Raw genomic sequence first — 16,198 nt, 5'->3', positions numbered from 1 at the left:
TTTCAGCCTACGAGGCGGCAATGAGCCTGACAATCAACATGTATGGATTTTGCAGCTAAGCGCACACTTTGCTCGCGGGTGCATCACGCTTTGCAGGCTCATAGTGATGTTGCGAAGGTTTTTCTCAGAGCTGGCGCACATTCCGAAGCAAAAGCAGCCAGTTATTTGAGGTTCTGTGCAGCGCCGCACCTCGCTTTGTGGCAGATGCCAAAACTAGCGTGAAATTGCTGCGTGGATTCCTTCATTCGCACAATGACCCACTTGCGTCTTGCTCTCTATAGTTGCTGAACAGTGAAATTTAAGCGGTATTCCTGAATATCATTGCTTCGGAGCAGGAGGCTCCCCCATCGAGGAATTCAGCCATGTTGCAAAGTCAAAACCGCCGAGAGAACAGCCATGTGCGCATTTGGATCCTCTGTCTGATCCTGTTTCTGTCCGTGGTGGCGTATGCCGACCGCTCGATCCTGTCGATCTCCGGATCGGCTATTAAAGAAGAGTTCGGTTTATCAGCGATCCAGCTTGGACTGATCCTGTCGGCTTTCAGTTGGGCTTATGTGATCGGCCAGATCCCCGGCGGTCTGTTTTTGGACCGCTTCGGCACTAAAAAAGTCTATGGCGTGACGTTAGCGCTCTGGTCAGTTTCGACCATTCTGATGGGATTTATCGGCGAGTTTTCCAATGGCATGACCATGGCGCTGGTTCTGATGTTTGGCCTGCGCTTCGCGCTCGGCCTGATCGAAGCGCCGAGTTTTCCGGCTAATGCGCGGGCCGTCATTATGTGGTTCCCAGGGGCTGAGCGTGGTCGGGCGTCTTCGCTGTTTGCCTCAGCACAGTATTTTGCCGTCGCTATCTTCTCACCGCTCTCAGGCTGGCTGGTATCACGTTTTGGCTGGGAGTGGCCGTTCTTTGTGTTGGGCGGCATTGGCGTGCTGGCGGTGTTTATTTGGGGCTGGTATATGCGCAGCCCAAAACAGCATCCGCACGTCTCAGCCAAAGAGCTGCAATACATTGAGGAAGGCGGTGCGCTGGTGGATATTGATTCCGCACAAACGCTGAAGGCGCGCCCACCCCTGAGCAAAGCGATGTTTAAAACCCTGCTCAGCAATCGCATGCTGTGGTGTGCCTACATCGGTCAATATTGCATCATTGCGCTGAGCTACTTCTTTATCACGTGGTTCCCGATCTATCTGGTCCAGGCGCGCGGTATGAATATTATGGAGGCGGGTTTTGCCACCATCGCACCCGCGCTGTTTGGCTTCCTTGGCGGCATCAGCGGTGGCTATATCTCTGACAAATTGCTGGCTAGAGGCTGGAGCCTGTCGTGGGCACGCAAAACGCCGTATATCGTTGGTATGCTGATGGCCGCCTCACTGATTCTGGCAGCGGTGATCCCAACCAATGCCGGCATTATCGCGATTATGTCATTTGCCTTCTTTGGCAAAGGCGTCGCGGCGGGCGCGGGCACCTGGACGATTGTCAGCGATACGGCACCGAAAGAAGCGGTTGGGCTGGCGGGCGCGATCTTCAACGGCATTGGCAATATGGCCGGGTTCATCACGCCACTGCTGTTCGGCATCATCGTCGGTTTGACCGGCAGCTACAGTATTGGTCTGGTATTCGTTGGCGCGCACTGTATCGTCGCGGCGCTGCTGTTCTTGTTGGTGATGGGCCCGATTGAACGTGTCGGTGACGAGCAAGATTCGTCTGCAACATCCTATAAAACACAGGGGAAACATGATGGTATCAAAGCCGTTTAACGTATTGCTGAAAGGCCCGATGTTGCCGCAGCGGCTGCAGGATAATCTCGACGCGCATTTCACCACCTCGCGTCTGTGGCAGCAGGAAGATCAGGCGGCCTGGCTGGCGCAGCACGGTGCCAGTATCGATGCGCTGGTGACCAGCGGCAATGTGCTGATGGGCGCCAATGCGGAGTTACTGGCACAGTTGCCCAATCTGAAAGTGATTTGCAGTAACGGTGTGGGCTATGACGCGATAGACATTGCCGCCGCCGAAGCACGTGGCATCGTGGTGACCAACACGCCGGGCGTGCTCAACAGCTGCGTGGCCGATACTGGCATGGCGCTCCTGCTGGATGTGGCCCGTCGCATCAGTGCTTCCGACCGTTATGTTCGTGCAGGGCACTGGCAAACTCAGGGACGTTATCCACTGACAACGAAAGTCGGTGGGAAAGTGTGCGGGATTGTTGGGCTAGGCGGTATTGGTAAAGAACTGGCAAAACGTGCGCAGGCATTCGATATGGACGTGCATTTCTACAATCCACGCTCACGTCCGGATGTGCCTTTCAGGCGCCATGATTCACTGTTATCACTGGCAAAGCAGGCTGATTTCCTGGTGTTGACGCTTCCGGGTGGCGCATCGACGCAACACCTGGTCAATGCCGAGGTGTTGCGTGCGCTGGGGCCACAAGGGTTTTTGATTAACATTGCGCGCGGCAGCGTAGTGGATGAGCAGGCGTTGATTGCGGCGCTAGAAGCCGGTGAGATTGCGGGTGCCGGTTTGGATGTGTTCGAGCATGAGCCGGCGGTTCCCGCAGCGTTGCTTAATCGTGATGATGTGGTGATCACTCCACACCTTGCCAGCAGCACCCATGAAACCATGGCGGCAATGGCGGACCTGGTGTTTGAAAACCTGCTGGCGTTTTCGCAGGGTGAAGCGGTGTTAACGCGGGTGGTGTAGTTTCTGTCGCATGATAAATCGCGCCGATATAGTTAATTTCATTTTCAGATTGAGGTTTAAATCAAAATCCCTTTAAAATGTTAATTAATGCACTCCATATGAGTGCATTAAATCGAATTAAAGGGATATTATGAATCAGGCAAAACGTAAGCCCACCAGTGTTGGTGATGTGCTGCAGTATGAGTTCCTCGAACCCCTGCATCTCAAAGTGAATGATTTAGCTGAGATGCTGAATGTACACAGAAATACCGCCAGTGCGATGGTCAATAACAATCGCAAACTGTCCACGGAAATGGCGTACCGTTTAGCGGTTGTTTTTGATACTTCCGTGGATTTCTGGCTAAACCTGCAGCGTTATCTAGACCAATGGGAAGTGGAAAATGATGCCCGCACGCAAGAAGAGTTAAGCCGTGTCATCCCGCTAAGCACTTTTATGGCACAGCGCGGTATTCAGGTTGCCTGAAGAGTTCTGGCAATAATGCGATGCACCGTTCCGCGATAAAGCTGCACAGTTAGGCGTCAGCGGTGCGAATTTATTACGCTAATCCAAATCTCTCCCCCCTCACAGATCGCACAAATCACTCCTGAAGAATATTTGCTCAGCTGCCGATACCTCTCCTTACCACCCACTGATATTAAGGAGCGATATCGTGATAAAGCTGATTACCGTTGACGAATTGCGGCAGGGAATGTTTATCCACAAACTCGAGGTTTGGTGGATCAAGGACAAGCGCATTCGCAACCAGATGCTGATCACCGATAAGCGCCAGATCGCGATGATCCGTAATGAGGGGATCCAGCAGTTGTGGATCGATCTCAACCAATCGGTGCAGGCGCCTGCCAAGGCTACCGCCAAAAAAGCGATCCCTCAAACCACGTTTTTCAAAGAGCTGGACCAGGCGCAAGCCATCTTTCATCAGGGTAAACCGCAAGTCCTGGCGATGTTCAACGAAGCGCGTATGGGGCAAGGGCTGGACCTCGACTATACGCTGGACCTGGTGGATGAGATTGCCGGGTCAATCACCCGTGAACCCACTGCGCTGCTCAGCGTCGCGCGGCTAAAAAACCATGATGACTACACCTATCTGCACTCCATGGCGGTATGTGGATTGATGATTTCCCTCGGTAAGAAATTGGGTCTGGACGAGCACCAGCAACGACGCTTGGGAATGGGTGGATTACTGCATGATGTCGGTAAATCCGCCGTGCCGCTGGAGATCCTCAACAAGCCCGGCAAGCTCACTGACGAAGAATTTACCATCATGCGTGAGCACCCCATCGCGGGGGCGCAGATGCTGATGGAAGCGGATGCCGGCGAAGATTTGCTGGATATCGCTTTGCATCACCATGAGAAAGTCGACGGCAGTGGATATCCACATAAATTGAAAGGTGAGGAGATCTCACTCTTTTCGCGCATCGCAGCGGTATGTGATGTCTACGATGCGGTGACCTCCGACCGTCCTTACCGTAAAGGCTGGACGCCCGCCGAGGCGATGCACAAAATGTTGAGCTGGCGCGGACACTTCGATACTGCGCTGCTCCATGCCTTTGTGCGTACTATCGGTATTTACCCTGTGGGATCGCTGGTGCGGCTCGCGTCTGGTCGCGTGGCGCTGGTGGTGCAGGCTGGAGAAAAATCGCTGCTTAAACCCAAAGTACATGTTTTCTGGTCGCTGCACGCTCAACGTGAAGTGAAGCCAGAGGAGCTGGATCTGGGGGACTCATTCTGCACCGACAGCATAACCGGCTCGGAAGAGAGCGGCTTATGGCATAACGTCGACCTCAATCGCATCTGGGCACTGGAAACCGCCTAATTCGACAGCATTTTTATACTTTCTTTACGCCGCATTCCTGCCTTTTTACCCCTTCTTTATGCCGCGCCGCGCATGCTTGCAGCACTACCAAATCCTCTGGAGGTTGCTGTGAGCGTGGGCGTGATAGCCGGCATCGTGCTGGTATTTATATTGTTGGGCTACCTGATTTATGCCCTGCTTAATGCGGAGGCATTCTGATGGCTGCGAATGCGTTTTTACTGATTGCGGTGTTCCTGCTGGTGCTGATGGTGCTGGCACAACCGCTGGGGCGTTTTCTTGCGGTGCTAGTGGCCGATAAGCCACTGTTACCTCGCACAGAACAGGCGCTGTGGCGGCTGGCGGGCGTAGAAAACGGCGCGATGCGCTGGCCGCACTATCTGCTGGCCATTCTGCTGTTTAACCTGCTGGGTTTTATCCTGCTGCTGGCGATTCTGATGTTGCAGGGCGCACTGCCGCTTAATCCGCAACATCTGCCCAATCTGAGCTGGGATTTGGCGCTCAACACCGCAGTGAGCTTTGTCACTAACACCAACTGGCAAGCCTACGCTGGCGAAAGCACAGTGAGCTACTTTAGCCAGATGGCGGGCCTCACGGTGCAAAACTTCCTGTCGGCGGCGACCGGTATTGCGGTGGCATTCGCGCTGATCCGTGGTTTTGCCAATCGTTCACTGGCTACGCTGGGTAACGCCTGGCGTGACCTGACGCGCATCACCGTCTATGTGTTAATGCCGATTAGCCTGTTGATGGCGCTGTTCTTCGTTTATCAGGGCAGCATCCAGACTTTTGAGCCATACCACGCGCTCACCACGCTGGAAGGGGCACAGCAAACGCTGCCGCTCGGTCCGGTGGCCTCGCAGGAAGCGATTAAAATGCTGGGCACTAACGGCGGGGGGTTCTTCAACGTTAACTCGGCCCATCCATTTGAGAACCCGACCGCGCTGACCAACTTTGTGCAGATGCTGAGTATCTTCCTGATCCCCGCAGCGCTGTGCTTCACCTTTGGTCAGCATCTGGGCGACCGTCGTCAGGGCCACATGCTGCTGTGGGCGATGACCATCATGTTTGTGCTGGCAGTGGTGACCGTGATGTGGGCGGAGCTGCGCGGTAACCCGCACTTCCTGACGTTGGGGGCGGACAGCGCCATCAACATGGAAGGCAAAGAGACGCGCTTTGGCATCCTCAACTCCAGCCTGTTTGCGGTAATCACCACCGCTGCGTCGTGTGGTGCGGTGAATGCCATGCATGATTCCTTCACCGCGCTCGGCGGAATGGTGCCGATGTGGCTGATGCAGCTGGGTGAAGTGGTGTTCGGCGGCGTCGGTGCCGGGTTGTACGGCATGCTGCTGTTTGTGCTGCTCGGCGTATTTATTGCCGGTCTGATGATTGGTCGTACGCCGGAATACATGGGTAAAAAAATCGATGTGTGGGAGATGAAAATGACCGCACTGGCGATTTTGGTGACGCCTACCCTGGTGCTGCTGGGGACCGCACTGGCAATGATGACCGATGCAGGCCGCGCCGGTATGGCTAACCCCGGCATTCACGGCTTCAGTGAAGTGCTGTATGCCGTCTCATCGGCGGCGAACAACAACGGCAGTGCCTTTGCCGGCTTAAGCGCTAACACGCCGTTCTGGAACCTGTTACTGGCCTTCTGCATGTTGATCGGGCGCTTCGGCATCATCATCCCGGTGATGGCGATTGCCGGTTCGCTGGCGGTGAAGAAAATCCAGCCGGTGGGCAACGGTACGCTGCCGACCCACGGCCCACTGTTTATCGCGCTGCTGATTGACACCGTGTTGCTGGTGGGGGCACTGACCTTTATCCCCGCGCTGGCACTCGGCCCAGTGGCGGAACATCTGCAATTAATTCAGGGATAACGGAATCATGAGTCGTCAACAACTGGCGCTGTTTGATGCGGCGTTAACGCGCACCGCCATGTTCGATGCGGTGAAAAAACTCGACCCGCGCGTGCAGTTTCGCAATCCGGTGATGTTCCTGGTGTGGCTGGGCAGCGTGCTGACCTCGCTGCTGGCTATCGGGATGCTCACCGGCCATCTGAGCGGCAACGCCGGATTTACCGCTGGGGTTGCCATCTGGCTGTGGTTCACCGTGCTGTTTGCCAACTTCGCCGAAGCGCTGGCGGAAGGGCGCAGCAAAGCGCAGGCCAACAGCCTGAAAGGCATCAGTAAAACCAGTGATGCGAAAAAGCTGGCTGAGCCACGTCATGGCGCGCAATGGCAGCCGGTAGCGGCAGACACCTTGCGTAAAGGCGACGTGGTGCTGGTGGAAGCGGGTGACATCATCCCGTGTGACGGCGAAGTGCTGGAAGGCGGCGCTTCCGTGGATGAGAGTGCGATTACCGGCGAATCGGCGCCGGTGATCCGCGAATCCGGCGGCGATTTTTCGTCGGTAACGGGCGGTACGCGCATTCTTTCTGACTGGCTGGTGATCCAGTGCAGCGTCAATCCGGGCGAAACCTTCCTTGATCGCATGATTGCCATGGTCGAAGGTGCAAAACGCCGCAAAACGCCGAACGAGATCGCGCTGACCATTCTGCTGGTGTCGCTGACCATCGTGTTCCTGCTGGCAACCGCAACCTTGTGGCCGTTCTCCGCTTATGGCGGCACGCCGGTGAGCGTGACGGTACTGGTGGCATTGCTGGTGTGCCTGATTCCGACCACCATCGGCGGCTTGCTGTCGGCGATTGGCGTGGCGGGGATGAGCCGCATGCTCGGTGCTAATGTCATCGCCACCAGCGGTCGTGCGGTGGAAGCAGCGGGCGACGTCGATGTGCTGATGTTGGATAAAACCGGCACCATCACGCTGGGTAACCGCCAGGCGACGCAGTTTATGCCTGCACCTGGCGTCACCGAGCAGCAGTTAGCGGACGCCGCGCAGCTGGCCTCGCTGGCGGATGAAACCCCGGAAGGGCGCAGTATCGTGGTGCTGGCGAAGCAGAAATTTAACCTGCGCGAACGCGATCTCAGCAGCATGGGAGCCAGCTTTATTCCGTTCTCAGCGCAAACGCGCATGAGCGGCGTCAATGTGCAAGACCGCCTAATCCGTAAAGGCGCTGTTGACGCAGTTCGCCGCCATATCGAAGCCAATCATGGTCGTTTCCCGGCTGAAGTGAACGCCAGCGTGGAAGAAGTGGCGCGCGCGGGTGGCACACCGCTGGTGGTGGCTGAAGGGGCGCAGGTGCTGGGCGTAGTGGCGCTGAAAGATATTGTGAAAGGCGGTATCAAAGAGCGCTTCGCTGAACTGCGCAAGATGGGCATCAAAACCGTGATGATCACCGGGGATAACCCACTGACCGCGGCGGCGATTGCGGCAGAAGCAGGCGTGGATGATTTTCTTTCGGAAGCGACACCGGAAGCCAAGCTGGCGTTGATTCGCCAGTATCAGGCAGAAGGGCGCTTGGTAGCGATGACGGGTGACGGCACCAACGATGCGCCCGCGCTGGCACAGGCTGATGTGGCGGTGGCCATGAACTCGGGTACGCAGGCGGCGAAAGAGGCTGGCAACATGGTCGATCTCGACTCCAACCCGACCAAACTGCTGGAAGTGGTGCACATCGGTAAACAGATGCTGATGACGCGCGGTTCGCTGACCACCTTCAGTATTGCCAACGACGTGGCGAAATATTTCGCCATCATTCCGGCCGCCTTTGCCGCGACCTATCCGCAGCTCAATATGCTGAACGTAATGGCGCTGCACTCGCCGAACTCGGCGATTCTGTCGGCGGTGATCTTTAACGCGCTGGTGATTGTGTTCCTGATCCCGCTGGCACTGAAGGGCGTGAGTTATCGCCCGATGAGTGCTGCTGCCCTGTTGCGCCGCAACCTGTGGATTTACGGTGTGGGCGGACTTGTGGTGCCGTTTATTGGTATTAAAGCCATCGACCTGCTGCTGACGCTGTTTGGCCTGGTTTAAGGAGAAGAGAAATGAGTCAGTTACGTCCGGCTATTGTATTGTTAATAATGCTGGCGCTGTTAACCGGCGCGGTTTATCCGTTGCTGACCACGGGGTTGGCGCAGTGGTGGTTCCCGTCTCAGGCCAACGGCTCGTTGATTGAGCAAGATGGCGCGGTGCGCGGCTCCGATCAAATCGGGCAAGCCTTCAGTCAGCCGGGACACTTTTGGGGCCGCCCGTCGGCCACCGGCGATACGCCTTACAACGCGTTGGCTTCCAGCGGTAGTAATCTGGCGGCGAGTAATCCGGCGCTGGATAAAGCTGTGGCGGAACGCGTGGCTGCGCTGCGTGCAGCGAATCCGCAAGCCCCCACAGCGGTGCCGGTCGAGCTGGTGACGGCTTCGGCCAGCGGATTAGACCCGGACATTTCACCCGAAGCGGCGCTGTGGCAGGCACCGCGCGTGGCGGCAGCGCGCAATATGGCGCTGAAGGAAGTGGAAGCGTTGATTGCCCGTAACACTGAGCGTCCGCTGCTGCCGTTTATCGGTGAGGAGACGGTGAACGTGCTGCGACTGAATATGGCGCTAGATGCGTTGCAGGGATAAGGCCAGGTGCGCATAAATGCGCACCCTACAACTGTAGGGGGCGTCATTTATGGCGACCGTTTTGATGAGCGCGCCGATGACGACAACGCGATTTGTCGCACTTTGGTATGACGGATAACGAATGAACGACGAAATCACCCGCCCCGATCCCGATGCGCTGTTGCTCAATCACAGTGACAGCCATCGCGGTAAGCTGAAAATCTACTTCGGTGCCTGTGCGGGCGTGGGCAAAACCTTCGCCATGCTGCAGGAGGCACAGCGTTTACGTGCGCAAGGCCTTGATGTGCTGGCGGGGGTGGTGGAAACCCATGGACGTGAAGAAACCGCTGCGCTACTTAACGGCCTGGCGGTTTTGCCACGTCGCGCCACGGGGCGTTCACGGCACGCTGAATTCGACCTCGATGCGGCACTGGCGCGTCATCCGGCGGTAATTCTGATGGACGAACTGGCGCACACCAACGTACAGGGTTCGCGTCATCCCAAGCGCTGGCAGGACATCGAGGAGTTGCTGGAAGCGGGCATCGACGTGATCACCACCGTCAACGTGCAGCATCTGGAAAGCCTCAACGATGTGGTTGGCGGTGTGACGGGCATCCAGGTGCGCGAAACCGTACCCGATCCCTTTTTCGATAGCGCGGATGAGGTAGTGCTGGTGGATCTGCCGCCGGACGATCTGCGTCAGCGGCTGAAAGAGGGCAAAGTCTACGTCGGCGATCGCGCCGAGCGCGCGATTGAAAACTTCTTCCGCAAAGGCAACCTGTTTGCTCTACGCGAACTGGCGCTGCGCCGCACCGCGGACCGCGTGGACGACCAGATGCGTGCCTGGCGGGATCAGCAGGGCCGCGACAAAGTCTGGCACACACGTGATGCCATTTTACTGTGCATCGGCGACGACACTGGCAGTGAGAAACTGGTGCGCACCGCCGCGCGTTTAGCCGCGCGCCTTGGCAGCGAATGGCACGCGGTGTACGTAGAAACCCCGCGCCTCAATCGCCTACCGGAAGCGCGTCGTCGCGCCATTTTACGCACGCTGCAACTAGCCCAAGAACTCGGCGCGGAAACGGCCACGCTCTCCGATCCCGATGAAGCCCGTGCCGTGCTGCGTTACGCACGTGAGCATAACCTCGGCAAAATTGTCACCGGACGCCAGCCACAGCGACGCTGGCGGCGCGACAGCTTTGCTCAGCGTTTGGGGCAGCTCGGCCCAGACCTCGATTTACTGGTGGTGGCACTGGATGAACCGGTGCGCGACGCGCCACACCCGCTCGGTGGTAAACAGGCCAACAGTGATAAGTGGCGGCTGCATCTGCGCGGCTGCCTGATGGCGATTGCGCTGTGCATTCTGGTGACAACCGTGGGTCGCTGGCTGTTGGTGGAGTTCGATCCGGCCAACGGCGTGATGATTTATCTGTTGGCCGTGGTGTTAGTCGCGCTGCGCTTTGGCCGCTGGCCTTCGGTGTTTGCCACGGTGATCAACATCCTGGCCTTTGACCTGTTCTTTGTCGCCCCCACCGGCACCGTGGCGGTATCGGATTTGCAGTATCTGGTGACCTTCGCGGTGATGCTGGCGGTAGGGGTGATCGTCGGGAACCTGACAGCAGGCGTGCGCTATCAGGCTAAAGTCGCGCGCTATCGTGAACAGCGTGCGCGCCATCTGTATGAGATGGCGAAGTCTCTTGGCAGCGCGCTCACTCCGCAGGATATTGCCGCCACTAGCCAGCGCGTGATTGATGTCACCTTGCAGGCACGCAGCCAGCTGCTGCTGCCGGATGAGCAGGGTGAGTTACAGGCGGTGGGTGAGAGCAGTATTGGCACGCCGCCCGATCTCGGCATCGCCAAATGGAGCTTTAGCAAAGCGCAACCCGCGGGTGCAGGCACCGATACCTTGCCTGCGGTGCCGTATCAAATTCTGCCGTTGAAAAGCGGCAATCACTGCCGGGGTTTATTGGTGGTTGAGCCAGAGAATCTGCGCCAACTGATGATTCCCGAACAGCAGCGTCTGGTGGAAACCTTCACGGTGTTGATCGCCAACGCGCTGGAACGTATGGCGCTGTCGCAGAGTGAAGCGGCCTCACGGCTGGCGGCAGAGCGGGAGCAACTGCGTAATGCCCTGCTATCGGCACTTTCACACGACCTGCGAACCCCGCTGACGGTGCTGTTCGGTCAGGCGGAAATGCTTATGCTGGATTTGGCCGGTGAGGACTCAAAATATGTCGGGCAGGCCAATCAGATCCGCGAGCAAACGTTAAGCACCATTCGACTGGTGAGCAATATGCTGGATATGGCGCGTATTCAGTCCGGCGGTCTTAACCTGCGCGAAGAGTGGGTGGCGCTGGATGAAGTGATTGGCGGGGCGCTGAGCAGTATGGGGCCGTCGCTAAAAGGGCATGATTTTGCGTTGGATCTGCCGCCAGAGTTGGTGCTGATCAAAGGCGACAGCGCGATGTTAGAACGTGTGTTCACCAACCTGATTGAGAACAGCCTCAAATATGCTGGTAACGCCGCGCAGCACGGTATTCGCGCCTGGCGTGACAAAGAGCGGCTGGAGATTGCGGTGTGGGACAACGGTCCGGGCATCGCCGTTGAGAACATGACGCGCATTTTCGACAAGTTTGCGCGCGGTGATAAGGAGTCGGCTGTGCCCGGTGTCGGACTGGGTTTGGCGATCAGCAAAACCATTATTGAATCCCATCGCGGACGTATCTGGGCGGAAAACCGACTGGAAGGGGGCGCAGAGTTTCGCTTGTCACTACCGCTGCCAGCGGCCCCTGAAATTTCTGAAGAACCGCTGAAATAACTTCACACAAGTTCGGTTATAATCGACCACTTGTCTGTTGATTAATGGGAAATTATGGAACGTTTTATCGAGAACCTGATGTATTCATCGCGCTGGTTGCTGGCACCGGTTTACATTGGACTTTCGCTGGGGTTGCTGGCGCTGACCGTTAAATTTTTCCAGGAAATTTTTCACCTGTTGCCCAACATTTTCAGCATCGCCGAGAACGATCTGATTCTGCTGCTGCTGTCGCTGGTGGATATGACACTGGTCGGCGGCTTGCTGGTAATGGTGATGCTCTCCGGCTATGAGAACTTTGTTTCTAAGCTGGATATTGATGAGAATAAAGAGAAGCTGAGCTGGCTGGGCAAGATGGATTCCGGCTCGCTGAAGAACAAAGTCGCGGCCTCGATTGTGGCGATTTCATCGATCCATCTGCTGCGCATCTTTATGGACGCGCGCAACGTCGAGAACAGCAAGCTGATGTGGTACGTGATTATCCACCTGACCTTTGTGCTGTCGGCCTTTGTGATGGGCTGGCTGGATAATATGTCGAAGGTGGAGAAGAAGTAATTTCGTGTTCCAGGTGCGCATGAATGCGCACCCTACGGAAATCAGCACAACGCCTGAAAATCCGCTCAACCTCCCAGGAACTGCGCCTCCTACGAAAATCTGCACCATTTCCCTGAAGGCACCCTTTAACGTGACGTCACCACATTGCTATGGCGGCATTGTCTTCACCGCACCGGCTGTGTGCCCGCCAGCTTCGGCATCACTTCCCTGATCATCGCGAAAAACTGCCTCATCCTGGCGGGATAATAGCTGGCCCATGGATAGGTCAGCCACACCGGCAGCGGCGGGGCTTGCCACTCGGGCACCAGCTGAATCAACTCTCCTTTCGCCAAATCCTCCTGTACTACCCACGACGACACAATCGCCGCACCCATGCCCGCCAGCGCGGCTTTGCGGATGGCGTATAAGCTGTCGCTGGCGAGGCGAGGCGCAATCGGCAGATTCATCGGCTGCCCATCACTCAAGCGCTGTAGTGCAAGCTCATTGCGGTAAAAGCTGGTCAGCGCCAGCCATGGCAGGTCGGTCAGTTGGCTGACATCCTCAATTGGCGCATGCTGTGCCAGCAGTGAAGGTGCGGCCACCACAAAGCGCGGCACTTCGGCCAGCAGAATCGCCACCAGCGAGGGATCGTTCACTGCACCCACCTGAATCGCGCAATCGACGTTTTCGCTGATAAAGTCCGGCGTGCGATCATTGAGCATCCACTCCACCGTCAGACGCGGGTAACGTTGCAGGTAATCCACCAGCGGATCGATTAATTGGTCCTGGCCAAACGCATGGGGCGCACGTACGCGCAGTGTGCCAATCGGATCGTCACTGGAACCCGTTAGTTCATCTTCCAGCGCATGCCAGGTTGCCAGCAACTGCCGCGCTTGCGCATAACAACGCTCGCCGTCATCGGTGAGTTTCAAGGCATGAGTAGTGCGCAGAATCAGCTTCAGTCCTAACCGCTGTTCCAGTGCCTGCAACCGGCGGCTGATGGTGGGTTGTGTGGTGCCCAACTGCGCAGCGGCGGCTGACAGCGATCCACTTTCGACAATACGAATAAAGGTCTGCATCAGTTCAATGCGGTCAATACTGGTTGGATTGCTCATACGCACCGTGCATAACAGTTCTGTGTTTGACGAGTCTACCGCGTATGGCCGCGACGCGCTTTAATAAGCGCACTTTCACGGGGGAATTCACTATGTCAGCCATTTCGCAATCTACTGCATTGCCAGCTGAAAAACTGCCAGCGCCGCTGGTGTTCACGCTTGCTGCAGGTGCCGGGCTTAGCGTGGCATCGATTTACTACAGCCAGCCGATGCTGGATATCATCAGCAAACAATTTAACGTCGGTATCGGCAGTGTTGGTATGGTGCCAATGCTGACCCAGGCGGGATATGCACTCGGTATTCTGCTGCTGGCACCGCTTGGTGACCGCCATGACCGCCGCACCATTATCCTGATTAAAGGCCTGATGCTGGTCGCCGCGCTGTTGCTGTGTGGCTTCTCTGGCGGCATTAACGCGTTACTGATCGCCAGTTTTGTCACCGGCTTAACCGCTACCGTGGCGCAGGACATCGTGCCTGCTTCGGCGGCACTCGCGCCAGAACGCAGCCGCGGTAAAACCGTTGGCACAGTGATGACCGGCTTGCTGGTCGGTATTCTGCTGTCACGCGTGGTGAGCGGCGTGGTGGCGGAATATCTGGGCTGGCGCACCATGTACATGGTGGCGGCGGTTGCCGTGCTGTTGATTAGCCTCGCGCTATGGCGTGTGTTGCCACGCTTCAAACCGGGTACTTCTGTCAGCTATCCGCGTCTGCTGCTGTCGCTGGCGCACCTGTGGCAACATCACCAGACGCTACGTCGTGCCGCACTGGCACAGGGCTTGCTGTCGGTGGGTTTCAGTGCCTTCTGGTCAACGTTGGCGCTAATGCTAAGTGAGCGCTTCCATTTTGATAGTGCGGTAGCAGGGGCGTTTGGTCTGGCGGGTGCAGCGGGTGCGCTGGCTGCGCCGCTGGCGGGAAGCGTGGCTGATCGCATCGGCCCTGCACGTGTCACCCAGTATGGTGCCACGCTGGTGATGGTGTCATTTGCGCTGATGTTCCTGCTGCCACTGTTGCCGGTTCCGGCTCAGATCGGCCTGATCATCATCAGTACCATTGGTTTCGATTTAGGTGTGCAGGCCACGCTGGTGGCGCATCAGACGCTGGTCTACAGTCTGGCACCGGAAGCGCGTAGTCGATTGAATGCACTGATGTTTACCGTGGTGTTCATTGGCATGGCGGCGGGGGCGGCACTTGGCAGCCTGGCGCTGGCGCACTTTGGCTGGACCGGCGTGGTGGCGCTCTCCACACTTGCCGCTGCGCTTGCGTTGATGATTCGTCTGGCGAGTCGTCACTTGAAAAACTGATCGTTAATCCTGTGCCAGGCTTAAGGAAGAATATTATTTAAAAACGGAGCGTTATGAACTTCCTGGCCTGGACTGCCGCCACCGGTGGTCTGCTCCTTCTAATGTCACTGGCTTCCGGTTGGATACACCGTGGACCAGTGACCTCGTTTGGGCTCTACCTGCTTGCGGGCATCTTGTGTGGCCCGTGGGTCTTCAATCTGCTGCAAATCGACATCATAGGGCACGCCAACCTTGCGGCCCACCTCACCGAAATTGCCATGGCAGCCTCGCTGTTTATCACCGGACTCAAGTTACGTCTCCCGCTTAATGCACATGCCTGGCGTGTCGGCGTGCGGTTGGCCTTTCCCGCGATGCTGCTTACCGTAGGCGGCATGACGCTGCTGGTGCACTGGATCACCGGGTTTGACTGGGCGCTGTCACTGGCATTTGGTGCCATCGTGGCACCCACCGATCCGGTGCTGGCCAGCCTGATTTCCGTTAACGATGCGCGTGATGATGACGCGTTGCGTGTGGCGCTCTCCAGCGAAGCGGGAATGAATGATGGTTCGGCGCTGCCGTTGCTAATGTTGGCGCTGCTGTTGCTGGCGCCTGAAAGCATGGATATCAGTCATTGGGGCACATGGGCGTTGAAAGATGTGTTGTGGGCTATTGCGGGCGGGCTGGGTATCGGTTTTTTGCTGGGACGTTTGATCGGACAATTAGCGACCCAGTTGCGCAGCGCCCACGAGGATATTGCCCCCAACGATTTTCTCGCACTGGCCCTGATTGCGCTGAGTTATGCAGCGGCGCAAGCCGTCGATGCTTCTGGCTTCCTCGCCACCTTTGCGGCGGGCGTGGGGCTGCGGCGTGCGGAACTGCGGGTGGTGAAGCACTATCCGCAAGCGGAGTTGTCAGAAGAAGAGCAATACCTGCCCGCAGAAGCGCGGGTCAATCCCAACCAAAGGCTGGCACACGGTGGCAGCGGTATGGTGAAATCAGTGGGTTTGGTGATCGGTGATGCATTGTCATTTGGTGATACTATCGAGCGCTTGCTGGCCGCAGGCATGATGGTGGTGCTGGGTATCACACTGGCGCAGCACTGGAATCTCACCGGTATTGGCTTAGCGCTGCTACTGTTTGTGGTCGTGCGTCCGCTGGCGGTGTGGATCACCACCTGGCGCTGTGAAATTCCCCTGATGCGCCGCCTTTTGATTGGCTGGTTAGGGATTCGCGGCATCGGCAGTATCAACTACATCGCTTACGCTTGGGTACACGGCATGCGTGGCCCGCAGGCAGAGCAAATGGTGGATATGGCGTTGACGTTAGTGGTGTGCAGCATCGTGCTGCATGGCATCACGGTGACGCCGTTATTAAACTGGCGTGCCGCCCGTCAGGCGGCGCGTGCGCAACATAATCAAAAGTGATTTTCTGGAAATTACTGGAGTCT

At 57.1% G+C, this 16,198-nt stretch carries 13 protein-coding genes; 12 read left to right on the top strand and 1 reads right to left on the bottom strand.

The features are described 5' to 3' along the window. The first annotated feature begins 362 nt into the window (after window positions 1-362). The 10 genes from F3J38_RS22250 (at window position 363) to F3J38_RS22205 (ending at window position 12,377) form a co-directional block, all read left to right on the top strand. Complete coding sequence (locus tag F3J38_RS22250) at window positions 363-1,757, top strand: MFS transporter (protein ID WP_167142166.1); 1,395 nt, start codon at window positions 363-365, stop codon at window positions 1,755-1,757. Next, window positions 1,738-2,697, top strand: a complete 960-nt coding sequence (locus F3J38_RS22245) for a 2-hydroxyacid dehydrogenase (protein WP_167142302.1) — start codon at window positions 1,738-1,740, stop codon at window positions 2,695-2,697. Before F3J38_RS22250 ends, F3J38_RS22245 begins: the two co-directional genes overlap by 20 nt. Before the next feature lie 130 nt (window positions 2,698-2,827). Beyond that, on the top strand, window positions 2,828-3,160 hold the full coding sequence (locus tag F3J38_RS22240; RefSeq protein ID WP_167142163.1) for a HigA family addiction module antitoxin: 333 nt from the start codon (window positions 2,828-2,830) through the stop codon (window positions 3,158-3,160). Window positions 3,161-3,347: 187 nt separating this feature from the next. Further along, window positions 3,348-4,511 carry an HD-GYP domain-containing protein gene (locus tag F3J38_RS22235; protein WP_167142160.1) on the top strand — a complete coding sequence of 388 codons (1,164 nt, stop codon included), beginning with the start codon at window positions 3,348-3,350 and terminating at the stop codon, window positions 4,509-4,511. A 108-nt stretch (window positions 4,512-4,619) separates the two neighbouring features. Then, window positions 4,620-4,709 (top strand): K(+)-transporting ATPase subunit F, encoded by a 90-nt coding sequence (gene kdpF / locus F3J38_RS22230; protein ID WP_100701897.1) that lies wholly within the window; start codon window positions 4,620-4,622, stop codon window positions 4,707-4,709. Next, entirely contained in the window at window positions 4,709-6,388 is a 1,680-nt protein-coding gene (kdpA, locus tag F3J38_RS22225) for a potassium-transporting ATPase subunit KdpA (protein WP_167142157.1), read from the top strand. The genes kdpF and kdpA overlap by 1 nt, the downstream gene beginning before the upstream one ends. 7 nt (window positions 6,389-6,395) lie before the next feature. Beyond that, entirely contained in the window at window positions 6,396-8,444 is a 2,049-nt protein-coding gene (gene kdpB, locus F3J38_RS22220; RefSeq protein ID WP_167142154.1) for a potassium-transporting ATPase subunit KdpB, read from the top strand. Between the two features lie 11 nt (window positions 8,445-8,455). Next, on the top strand, window positions 8,456-9,028 hold the full coding sequence (gene kdpC, locus F3J38_RS22215; RefSeq protein ID WP_167142151.1) for a potassium-transporting ATPase subunit KdpC: 573 nt from the start codon (window positions 8,456-8,458) through the stop codon (window positions 9,026-9,028). 121 nt (window positions 9,029-9,149) lie between these two features. Next, a complete protein-coding gene (gene kdpD / locus F3J38_RS22210) occupies window positions 9,150-11,825 on the top strand; it encodes a two-component system sensor histidine kinase KdpD (RefSeq protein ID WP_167142147.1) in 2,676 nt (891 codons plus the stop codon). Window positions 11,826-11,879: 54 nt separating this feature from the next. Continuing rightward, entirely contained in the window at window positions 11,880-12,377 is a 498-nt protein-coding gene (locus tag F3J38_RS22205) for a TIGR00645 family protein (protein WP_045832201.1), read from the top strand. 164 nt (window positions 12,378-12,541) lie between these two features. Here the strand turns inward: F3J38_RS22205 and F3J38_RS22200 are convergent, their stop codons facing one another. Then, window positions 12,542-13,471, bottom strand: coding sequence for a LysR family transcriptional regulator (locus F3J38_RS22200; RefSeq protein ID WP_167142144.1), 930 nt, complete (start codon window positions 13,469-13,471; stop codon window positions 12,542-12,544). A 92-nt stretch (window positions 13,472-13,563) separates the two neighbouring features. On the opposite strand from F3J38_RS22200, the gene F3J38_RS22195 reads away from it, so the two are divergent. Further along, window positions 13,564-14,772, top strand: coding sequence for an MFS transporter (locus F3J38_RS22195; protein ID WP_167142141.1), 1,209 nt, complete (start codon window positions 13,564-13,566; stop codon window positions 14,770-14,772). 53 nt (window positions 14,773-14,825) lie between these two features. Further along, window positions 14,826-16,175, top strand: coding sequence for a cation:proton antiporter (locus F3J38_RS22190; protein ID WP_167142138.1), 1,350 nt, complete (start codon window positions 14,826-14,828; stop codon window positions 16,173-16,175). Window positions 16,176-16,198 lie beyond the last annotated feature (23 nt).

Source organism: Candidatus Pantoea formicae (assembly GCF_011752625.1).
Taxonomy (GTDB): Bacteria; Pseudomonadota; Gammaproteobacteria; order Enterobacterales; family Enterobacteriaceae; genus Pantoea; species Pantoea formicae.
The sequence above is the reverse complement of the archived record's forward strand: the minus strand, read 5'-3'. Positions and strand labels throughout refer to the sequence as shown.

Coding starts and splice junctions, on each gene's coding strand:
- kdpD (WP_167142147.1), top strand. CDS start 9,150: ATGAACGACGAAATCACCCGCCCCGATCCCGATGCGCTGTTGCTCAAT.
- F3J38_RS22205 (WP_045832201.1), top strand. CDS start 11,880: ATGGAACGTTTTATCGAGAACCTGATGTATTCATCGCGCTGGTTGCTG.
- kdpC (WP_167142151.1), top strand. CDS start 8,456: ATGAGTCAGTTACGTCCGGCTATTGTATTGTTAATAATGCTGGCGCTG.
- F3J38_RS22195 (WP_167142141.1), top strand. CDS start 13,564: ATGTCAGCCATTTCGCAATCTACTGCATTGCCAGCTGAAAAACTGCCA.
- F3J38_RS22245 (WP_167142302.1), top strand. CDS start 1,738: ATGGTATCAAAGCCGTTTAACGTATTGCTGAAAGGCCCGATGTTGCCG.
- F3J38_RS22250 (WP_167142166.1), top strand. CDS start 363: ATGTTGCAAAGTCAAAACCGCCGAGAGAACAGCCATGTGCGCATTTGG.
- F3J38_RS22240 (WP_167142163.1), top strand. CDS start 2,828: ATGAATCAGGCAAAACGTAAGCCCACCAGTGTTGGTGATGTGCTGCAG.
- F3J38_RS22190 (WP_167142138.1), top strand. CDS start 14,826: ATGAACTTCCTGGCCTGGACTGCCGCCACCGGTGGTCTGCTCCTTCTA.
- F3J38_RS22200 (WP_167142144.1), bottom strand. CDS start 13,471: ATGAGCAATCCAACCAGTATTGACCGCATTGAACTGATGCAGACCTTT.
- kdpB (WP_167142154.1), top strand. CDS start 6,396: ATGAGTCGTCAACAACTGGCGCTGTTTGATGCGGCGTTAACGCGCACC.
- kdpA (WP_167142157.1), top strand. CDS start 4,709: ATGGCTGCGAATGCGTTTTTACTGATTGCGGTGTTCCTGCTGGTGCTG.